Consider the following 1,726-nt stretch of genomic DNA (forward strand, 5'->3'; position numbering starts at 1 on the left):
GGCGCCCTCGTAGGCGCCCCAGTCGAGGTCGTCGTCCTCCCGCAGCACCGGCAGCAGGACCCGCACCCCCCGGGCGCGCAGCGCGTCCAGCAGCGCCCGGGTGCCCGGCTCGGACCCCACCGAGACGTACGCCGCGACGACCTTCGCGTCCGCCATCCGCGGCAGCTCCAGCGCCCGCGCCGCGAGCGCCCGTTCCGACGCCCGCCGCTCGTCGTCCGTCAACCTTCTCCTCGCCCGGAGGATCTCCGCGCGCAACGTTCGCTTGGCAAGGTCGTCAGCCACTGTTTCTTCCCACCGCTCCTCGGCCGCACGAACGGTCCGGTTTTCCGCCCGAATGCAGCCATATGACGTGGAATCGAATGGAACTACCGATTCCGTACAACCCAATGGATATGGTTGCGAACATGATGAAGGCACATCCTCGGATCAGTAAGGCTGTCATCCCGGCGGCCGGTCTCGGCACGCGGTTCCTTCCCGCCACCAAGGCGACCCCCAAGGAGATGCTCCCGGTCGTGGACAAGCCGGCGATCCAGTACGTCGTCGAGGAGGCCGTCCAGGCCTGCCTGCGGGACGTGCTGATGGTCACCGGCCGCAACAAGCGCCCCCTCGAGGACCACTTCGACCGCAACTACGAGCTGGAGAACGCCCTCGAGCGCAAGGGCGACAACGACCGACTGGCCCGCGTCCAGGAGCCCACCGACCTCGCCACCATCCACTACGTCCGCCAGGGCGACCCCAGGGGCCTCGGACACGCCGTGCTCTGCGCCGCCCCGCACGTCGGTGACGAGCCCTTCGCCGTCCTGCTCGGCGACGACCTCATCGATCCGCGCGACCCGCTGCTCGCCCGCATGATCGACGTGCAGGCCGAGTACGGCGGCAGCGTCGTCGCGCTGATGGAGGTGGACCCCGCCCAGATCCACCTCTACGGCTGTGCCGCCGTCGACGTCACCAAGGACGCCGACGTGGTCCGGGTGACCGGCCTGGTGGAGAAGCCGGAGCCCTCCGACGCGCCGTCCGCCTACGCCGTCATCGGCCGCTACGTGCTCGACCCCGGCATCTTCGAGGTGCTGCGGCACACCCCGCCCGGGCGCGGCGGCGAGATCCAGCTGACCGACGCGCTCCAGCGCCTGGCGGCCGACGAGGGCACCGCCGGTCCCGTGCACGGCGTCGTCTTCAAGGGGCGCCGCTACGACACCGGGGACCGAGGCGACTATCTGCGTGCGATTGTCCGACTGGCATGCGAACGTGAGGACCTGGGACCGGACTTCCGGTCGTGGCTCCGCCGATTCGTAGCCGAGGAGATGTAACGGACTTGAGCACCACCGCGCCCCGCAGCACCGCGAGCCAGGAGGACCACGCGCCGGAGGGCCGCGCGCACGAGGACCACGCGCACGAGGAGCGTGCGCCGGAGGACCGTCTGTGGACGGTGGAGGAGCACCTCGAGGACATCCTCTCCACCGTCCGCCCCCTCGAGCCGATCGAGCTGCAGCTGCTCGACGCCCAGGGCTGCGTCCTGGTCGAGGACGTGACGGTCCCGGTCTCCCTGCCGCCCTTCGACAACAGCTCGATGGACGGCTACGCGGTACGCGTCGCGGACGTCACCGGCGCGAGCGAGCAGTACCCCGCCGTCCTCGACGTGGTCGGGGACGTGGCGGCCGGCCAGCAGCCCGGGCTGCGGGTGGGGGCCGGGCAGGCCGCCCGGATCATGACCGGCGCACCGCTGCCG

At 71.1% G+C, this 1,726-nt stretch carries 2 protein-coding genes and 1 pseudogene; 2 read left to right on the forward strand and 1 reads right to left on the reverse strand.

What is annotated here, in order from left to right:
• Positions 1–222 (reverse strand): 5-formyltetrahydrofolate cyclo-ligase (locus HW445_RS29860; protein ID WP_374939720.1); only part of this gene is annotated, 222 nt, incomplete at its 3' end.
• A 182-nt stretch (positions 223–404) separates the two neighbouring features.
• On the opposite strand from HW445_RS29860, the gene galU reads away from it, so the two are divergent.
• Entirely contained in the window at positions 405–1,307 is a 903-nt protein-coding gene (gene galU / locus HW445_RS29865; protein WP_180223938.1) for a UTP--glucose-1-phosphate uridylyltransferase GalU, read from the forward strand.
• Positions 1,308–1,417: 110 nt separating this feature from the next.
• Positions 1,418–1,726: pseudogene (locus tag HW445_RS29870) on the forward strand (molybdopterin molybdenumtransferase MoeA); the annotation flags it as partial.

This window comes from Streptomyces sp. UH6, assembly GCF_013421635.1.
Taxonomy (GTDB): domain Bacteria; phylum Actinomycetota; class Actinomycetes; order Streptomycetales; family Streptomycetaceae; genus Streptomyces; species Streptomyces abyssomicinicus.